7 protein-coding genes are annotated in these 6,995 nt (G+C 65.9%); 1 reads left to right on the top strand and 6 read right to left on the bottom strand.

What is annotated here, in order from left to right:
* Window positions 1-121: 121 nt before the first annotated feature.
* A complete protein-coding gene (locus tag CEY15_RS06735) occupies window positions 122-1,312 on the top strand; it encodes an N-acetylmuramoyl-L-alanine amidase (RefSeq protein ID WP_017835147.1) in 1,191 nt (396 codons plus the stop codon).
* A gap of 41 nt (window positions 1,313-1,353) precedes the next feature.
* Here the strand turns inward: CEY15_RS06735 and CEY15_RS06730 are convergent, their stop codons facing one another.
* The 6 genes from CEY15_RS06730 to yidC form a co-directional block, all read right to left on the bottom strand.
* Window positions 1,354-2,016 carry a hypothetical protein gene (locus CEY15_RS06730; RefSeq protein WP_095717796.1) on the bottom strand — a complete coding sequence of 221 codons (663 nt, stop codon included), beginning with the start codon at window positions 2,014-2,016 and terminating at the stop codon, window positions 1,354-1,356.
* Window positions 2,013-3,113: a ParB/RepB/Spo0J family partition protein gene (locus CEY15_RS06725; protein ID WP_095717795.1), complete on the bottom strand. Its 1,101-nt coding sequence runs from the start codon at window positions 3,111-3,113 to the stop codon at window positions 2,013-2,015. The genes CEY15_RS06730 and CEY15_RS06725 overlap by 4 nt, the downstream gene beginning before the upstream one ends.
* Window positions 3,110-4,033, bottom strand: coding sequence for a ParA family protein (locus CEY15_RS06720; RefSeq protein WP_095717794.1), 924 nt, complete (start codon window positions 4,031-4,033; stop codon window positions 3,110-3,112). Before CEY15_RS06720 ends, CEY15_RS06725 begins: the two co-directional genes overlap by 4 nt.
* A 114-nt stretch (window positions 4,034-4,147) precedes the next feature.
* On the bottom strand, window positions 4,148-4,855 hold the full coding sequence (gene rsmG / locus CEY15_RS06715; protein WP_095717793.1) for a 16S rRNA (guanine(527)-N(7))-methyltransferase RsmG: 708 nt from the start codon (window positions 4,853-4,855) through the stop codon (window positions 4,148-4,150).
* 311 nt (window positions 4,856-5,166) lie between these two features.
* Window positions 5,167-5,655, bottom strand: a complete 489-nt coding sequence (locus CEY15_RS06710; protein ID WP_017835142.1) for a protein jag — start codon at window positions 5,653-5,655, stop codon at window positions 5,167-5,169.
* 129 nt (window positions 5,656-5,784) lie between these two features.
* Window positions 5,785-6,984: a membrane protein insertase YidC gene (gene yidC / locus CEY15_RS06705; RefSeq protein WP_095717792.1), complete on the bottom strand. Its 1,200-nt coding sequence runs from the start codon at window positions 6,982-6,984 to the stop codon at window positions 5,785-5,787.
* Window positions 6,985-6,995: the final 11 nt, after the last annotated feature.

The following is a 6,995-nucleotide window of genomic DNA, read 5'->3' as shown; positions in this document are numbered from 1 at the left end:
GGACACCCACTTTGTTCAGCAGTCTCCTAGCCCCCGACCCACTCGGGTGCGTGCCGGGCACGTCCGCGCCGAAGGCGGTAAGTTCATCCGGGTACCCAGTCGAGTCGAGCGGAGGAGAACCATGGCGTGGCGACGCGGTGACCGTGGGCCCGAGGTGGCCTCGATCCGGGCGACCCTCGCGGGCATGGGCCTGCTGCACAACATCGACTCCGTCGGGCTCACCGAGCCGGAGACGGGTTCGGTCCTCGCCCGGACCGACGCCGTCTTCGACGCGGACCTGGAGACCGCCGTGCTGGCGTTCCAGCAGGCCCGTGGACTGATCTCTGACGGAATCGTGGGCCCGTCGACCCAGGCGGCGCTCCGAGACGCCACCTACGTCCTGGGGACCCGCGACCTCAGCTACATCGTCTCCAAACCCATGGCCGGGGACGACGTCGCGCAGTTCCAGCGACGGCTGGGTGAGCTCGGCTTCTACGCGGGGCTGGTCGACGGGACCTTCGGCCCTCTCACCCACGCCGCCGCGACCGATTTCCAAAGGGACTGCGGTCTGCACGCCGACGGCGTCGTGGGAGCGGAGACCCTGGACACCCTGAGCAAGTTCTCGACCTTGTTCAAGGGTGGTGATGTCTCGTCACTGGTCGAGCGGGAGCGCGCGCGGACCTCCGGCCCGATGCTCGCCGGCAAGCGGATCGTGCTGGATCCCGGACCCAGCGGTTCGGAGAACCCGATCCGCATCGACACGCCGCTCGGAACCATCACGGATGCCGAACTGTTGTGGGACATCACCCGCCGGCTCTCCGAGCGGATGAACCAGGCCGGCGTGGAGGTCTTCCTCTCGCGGCCCGAGGCCATGATCCCGACGGACCCGGAACGGGCCGAGATCGCCAACGCCTTCAACGCCGATCTCATGATCTCTCTCCGCCTGGACCGCCATCCCAACCCGGTCGGCAACGGGATCGCCACGTTCTACTTCGGCAACTCCCTGGGAGCGGAGTCGATGCTCGGGGAAGCCCTGTCCGGCTTCATCCAGCGGGAGATCGTCAGCCGCACCGACCTGCGGGACTGTCGCACCCACGGTCGGAGTTGGCCGCTTCTCCGGATGACGCGGATGCCCTCCATCCAGATCGTCCTGGGGTACGCCTACAACCCGCGTGATCTGTCCATCCTCGGGGACCGGGCCGCCCAGGACACCATCGTCGACTCGATCCTGGTCGGCGTGAAGCGTCTCTATCTTCTCGACGAGGACGATCACCCCACGGGATCAATGTCCGTGAACGAACTGATCGACTACGAGCAGCGTCAGCGGGACTGAGGTAGCGGGACCGAGATAGGGCCCGCGCCGACCGTGCCGTCTCAGCCGTGCCGCGCTGTCGCCCCGGACAACACCCCCAGGGTTCTGGTGGCGAAACCCCGCTCTGCGAAGAGCTGATCGAGAGCTCTCTCCACGTCGGCCTTCCAGAGGTGCTCGCTCTCGATGTCGAGACGGAGCCGCGGGTGGGTCTCGTGCTCGGCCACCACGGTGAATCCGTGCTCGACGAGGAAGCCAGTCGGCGCGATGCACGACTCTGCTCCGCACATGTCACGTGACATTACGTCCCCGGTGTCCGACGTCGTGACCCCGAAAGCCTCGATCGCCTTGATTCCGCGCCTGCGGAGGTCGGTCACGACCGCGTCCAGCAACGAGGTCGGCGCACCTCCCGGCGCACCGTGCTCGATGCTCATGCCCGCCAGCAGGATGGCGTCCGAGCCCACCGGTGACGTCGGGAAGCACGCTGCACGCGGAACCATCGCCGGCGGCGCGTAGAAGGCTGCGCCGTTCGCGCGGTCACCCTCACTCGCGATCTGACCGCACACGCCCCACTCCAGGGAGACGTGGGAGATCCAGGCCTCCTTCTCGAACTCCGGATCTCCCGGCTGATCGCCGTGCTGCCCATCGGTCTGCCAGTACACACACTTGCGAGCACGCGGTCCGAGCTGGTCCACGGCCGAGAGGTCGAGTGGTCGGATCGAGTTCATCGTGACGGACCGGGCGACCCGCCCTCGAGTAGCGACAGGACCCGCTGAAGATCGTCGGCGTCCCCCACGTCTATGGTGATTCGCCCCTTACGTCGGCCCATCGTGACCGACACCGAGGTGTCGAATCGGTCGGACAGTCTGCCCGCGACCGCCTCCAGCTCGGGGTTTCGGCGGCGGCCCTTTGGGGCGGGGGAGGAGGTCGGCGCGGAGCCGTTGCCTTCTCGGTTCAGCAGCGTGACGATCTCCTCTGTCGCCCGGACCGACAGACCCTCCGCCACGATCCGCGCCGCGAGTTCGTCCTGCGCCGGCACGCCGGCTTCCAATCCGAGCAATGCCCGCGCATGTCCCGCTGACAGGACGCCCGCGGCCACTCTGCGTTGGACAGCGGTCGGCAACTGAAGGAGACGAATACTGTTGGTGATGGCCGGTCGTGATCGACCAATCCGGTTCGCGAGTTCGGCCTGGGTGACGTCGAACTCCTCGAGCAGTTGCTGATAGGCCGCAGCCTCTTCGAGGGGATTGAGCTGGACCCGATGGATGTTCTCGAGCAGAGCGTCCCGGAGCAGGTCTTCGTCCTCAGTCTGCCGGACGATCGCTGGAACGGTCTGGAGTTCGGCCCGCTGGCTCGCTCGCCACCGCCTCTCACCCATGATGAGCTGATAGCGACCGGCCGCGATCTCGCGGACCACGATCGGCTGGAGAAGTCCGAACTCCTTGACGGAGTGCGCAAGCTCGGCCAGTGCCTCCTCGTCGAAGTGAGTCCGCGGCTGTTTCGGGTTCGGCACGATCGCAGAGGGAGCGATTTCACGGTAGACAGCCCCCGGATCCACCAACTCTTTGGTTTCACGTGAAACGGTGGTGTCGTTCGCATCCTCGGCGGCCGGTCGCTGACCCGACCCCACGGTGGAGTCGGTGCCGGGCGCGGCCGGGCCTGATCTGCCCGACCGTGGTGTGGGGGGAGTGGTCCTGGGACCACTTCCTCTCGGTCCGAGGATCACATCTGCCGCGTCGCTGCCCAACCGCGGACCCTCGTCCGGTCCGGTGGGGATCAACGCCGCGAGCCCGCGGCCGAGCCCACCCCTACGTTGCTGACTCATCGACTGCCTTCCGTACCGGCCGAATCCCGGGTCCCCTCGCTGTGTGACACCAGGCGATCACTGCGATCGTTCAGTTCTTTTGCCGCATCCAGGTATGCGAGAGCTCCTCGAGATCCCGCGTCATACTGGAGAATCGTCATACCGTATCCAGGCGCCTCGGACACCTTCACGCTACGAGGGATCACCGTGCGGAGAACGGCGTCGCCGAAGTGGTTCCTGACCTCTCCCGCCACCTGCTCGGCGAGCTTGGTGCGTCCGTCATACATTGTCAGCATGATGGTGGAAATCTGGAGTTCCCGGTTGAGGTGCTGTTGGATCAGCTCCACGTTGCGCAACAGCTGGCCTACGCCTTCAAGGGCGTAGTACTCGCACTGGATCGGGATGAGGACCTCACTGGCGGCCACCATCGCGTTCACGGTGAGAAGGCCCAGTGAGGGCGGGCAGTCGAGGAAGACGTAGTCGATTCCCAAGGACACGAGATCGTCGATGTTGAGAACCTCGGCGAGCCGGCGTTCCCGATGCTCCAGCCCGACCAACTCGATCTCCGAACCCGCAAGGTCGATCGTCGCCGGGATGCAGAACAGTCGTTCGGCGTGTGGGCTGCGCTGCATGAGATCCTCGATCGCACTCTCCCACATGAGAAGCTCATAGCTCGACGGCGTTCCCTCGCGGTGGTCGACCCCGAGTGCGGTGCTGGCATTACCCTGCGGGTCCATGTCGATCACCAGGACCCCGAGTCCCCCGAGCGCGAGGGAGGCCGCAAGATTGACCGTCGAGGTGGTCTTTCCCACGCCACCCTTCTGGTTGGCGATGGTGATGATCCGGGGATGGGACGGCCTGGACAGCGGGCGAGCCTCCCCGTGCAGAAGCTCGTTCGCCTGCCGCGCGGCGGCGAAGATCGGTGTGTCGTGTTCGGACATCCGTCACCTTTCAACTACGTGTCAGGGCATGTCGGGCCCAGAGGTCATCACGGCGTATGGGCGCGCCATCAGTGTTTCACGTGAAACCGACATCCACTCCTGCGAGCCGGGCGGTCATCGCCCACCGCGAGAACCACGGGCGCGGGAGCGACCGCCACGAGTACCCACTCTAGTCGCGAGGGTCGCAATCACCAGCCTCGTCTCCTCAGCATCCGGCGCGGAGACCACATCGACCCCCATGTCCTCGAACCCGAGCTTCCGGAGGGCACGCCTGTCGCGCTCCACCTCGTCGGCAGCGGACGCCCCCTTCAGCGCCACCATCCGTCCACCCGATCGGAGCAAGGGTGCAGACCACCCGGCGAGCTTGGCCAACGGGGCGACGGCACGGGACGTCACCACGTCTGCTCCCCCCACCTCGGCGACGACAGACCTCTCCTCTGCTCGACCACGGACGACCCGCACGTCTATCCCGAGATCGTCCACCACCTCTTGGAGAAACGTGGAACGGCGCAACAACGGCTCGACCAGGGTGACCCGGAGATCGGGACGTGCGAGAGCCAAGGGTATGCCCGGGAGCCCGGCACCGCTTCCGATGTCCACCACTGTCTCACCGTCGGCGAGCGCCGCAGCGGCGGCCGCGCTGTTGAGGACGTGGCGATTCCACAGACGTGGGCGCTCGCGAGGCCCCATCAGCCCTCGCTCCAGGCCTGCGGTCGCCAGGAATTGGACGTACTTCTCGGCGAGGACCAGACGGTCGCCGAACACCGACCGCGCCCCTGCCGGGACTCCGGTGGAGCCCTCCCCGTCGATGGAATCCTCCACTCCGTGCGATGGCGATGTCCTCGCCGGGGCCTCGGGCGCAGGCTTTAGAGAACGGTCGTCGCTTTCGCCGTCACGTGTCGTTTCTCCGGTGGTGTCCTTATTCATCTTCCCTACGTTCACAATCGATCGATTTACCGACCGGTTTCACGTGAAACCGCGCCGGAATGACATACCTGTAAGTCGCCGAGGTCCAGCGTTGGCGGCCGGACACAACACAGGGGCGCGGGCTCCGCGCCCGCGCCCCTGAACCTCCCGCCGAGACACCTCCCGCCCGACCTGGCTTCCGCCAACCCATGGACCCAACCTAGAAGTCACTCCGGCAACACGACGACCCTCCGATTCGGTTCGGCACCCGTCGAGTCCGACGACACTCCTGCGATCTCCGCGATCGCATCGTGGATGATCTTCCGCTCGAACGGAGTCATCGGTTCGAGTTCCTCCGAGTCCCCCGTCTCGAGCACTCGCTGCGCCGCCACGCGGCCGGCCTCCGTCAGTGCCTCGCGCTTGGCGGCCCGCCATCCCGAGATGTCCAGCATCAACCGACTTCGATCGCCCAACTCCTGCTGAACGGCCAGCCTGGTCAGCTCCTGGACAGCGTCCAGAACCGAGCCATCCGAGCCCACGAGGCGGTCGAGGTCCTCACCGCCGTCGATACTCACGATCGCGCGGTCACCCTCGACATCCAGATCGATGTCCCCGTCAAAATCCAAGATGTCCAGGAGCTGCTCGAGGTAATCGCCGGCTACCTCGCCCTCCTCGACAAGACGCTCCTCCGATACCTCGATATTCTTCTTCGACATGGATCCGCCTCCGTCATCACCGCCGATCGCCGGGCCCGTCCTGGCCGGCGAGTAACTCTCCCAAGTATGGGACAAGGTCCCCAATCGCGGAGCATCGGGGACCTTGTCGGCCTTCTGATTGACCTGACGTCAGCGCTTCCGTTTCTTCTTCTTACCCTTGCCGCTTCCGCCGCCACCCTTTTGGGCGGGCCGGGTGCGTTGGCCGCCGGGTCGTTGAGGCTTCTGACCCGGCCTCGGGGCTGACCCGGGAGCAGATCCGTCAGCATGCCCGACGACCGCCGGGGCCGCCGTCGTACCGTCGTCGTCCGGCGACGCGACGCCAGCGGCCGTCGCCTGGGGCGCCACCGCGGTACCCGCCACGGCTGGCCGGCCCCTCTTCGGATTCACGGGCTTCACACCGACCCGGGGAGCGAGGGACTTCTGCTCCTCACGGCGCTTGAGCGCGGCCGCGTCATCCTCCTTGGCCATCTTCTCGAACAGGTAGTACTGCTGTCCGAGGGTCCACAGGTTGTTGGTGACCATGTAGACGAGGATGGCCAGCGGCCAGAACGCGCCGGTCACCAGAATGCCGATGGGGAAAGCCCACAGCATCAACTGGTTCATGATCTTCGCCTGCGGGTTCGCGGCGGCCTCAGGGGACTGGCGTGAGAGCGAGATCCTCGCGTTGAGGTGGGTCGTGACCGCCGAGATGATCATCAGCGGGATGGCGACGACGATGATGTTCCACCGCTGGAAGTCCAGCGCCGCGCCGGGATCGACGAACGCCTGGAACTGCTCGATGGGCTGGGAGATGAACGCGGACAGGGGAGAGCCGAACAACCGCGCATCGAGGAAGCTCTGGACCTCGTCCGCATTGAAGACGTAGTTGCCCGTGTTCCGCGTCTCCTCGGCGGTCATCCCCAGAGCGCCGAAGTTGTTCCCCATCCGGTTGAAGGACCGGAGGACGTGGAACAGGCCGAGGAACACCGGGATCTGGATGAACATCGGTAGGCATCCGAGAACGGGGTTGAACCCCTCGGCCTTCTGCAGCTTCCGTGTTTCGGTCGCCAGCTTCTCCCGGTCGTTCTTGTACCGCTTCTGCAGTTCCTTCATCCGCGGCTGCATCTCCTGCATCTTCCGCGAGAAACGGATCTGCTTGGCCGCCGGCCAGAACAGCAGGATGCGGAGGGTCACCACCAGGAAGATCACGGAGAGTGCCCAGATGGCGCCGTTGGAATCCGGCGCCTCCACCCAGGGGAGGAACCCCCCGAGGAACGCGAAGATCTTGTGCCAGAACCAGAGGATCCCGGAGATCGGGTAATAGACCAGAGGGTCGGTGATGAACGACATCGGTGGTGGAG

The sequence above is a fragment of the Dietzia natronolimnaea genome, assembly GCF_002289575.1.
Lineage (GTDB): Bacteria > Actinomycetota > Actinomycetes > Mycobacteriales > Mycobacteriaceae > Dietzia > Dietzia natronolimnaea_A.
This window is presented reverse-complemented; position numbering and strand designations above follow the sequence as displayed.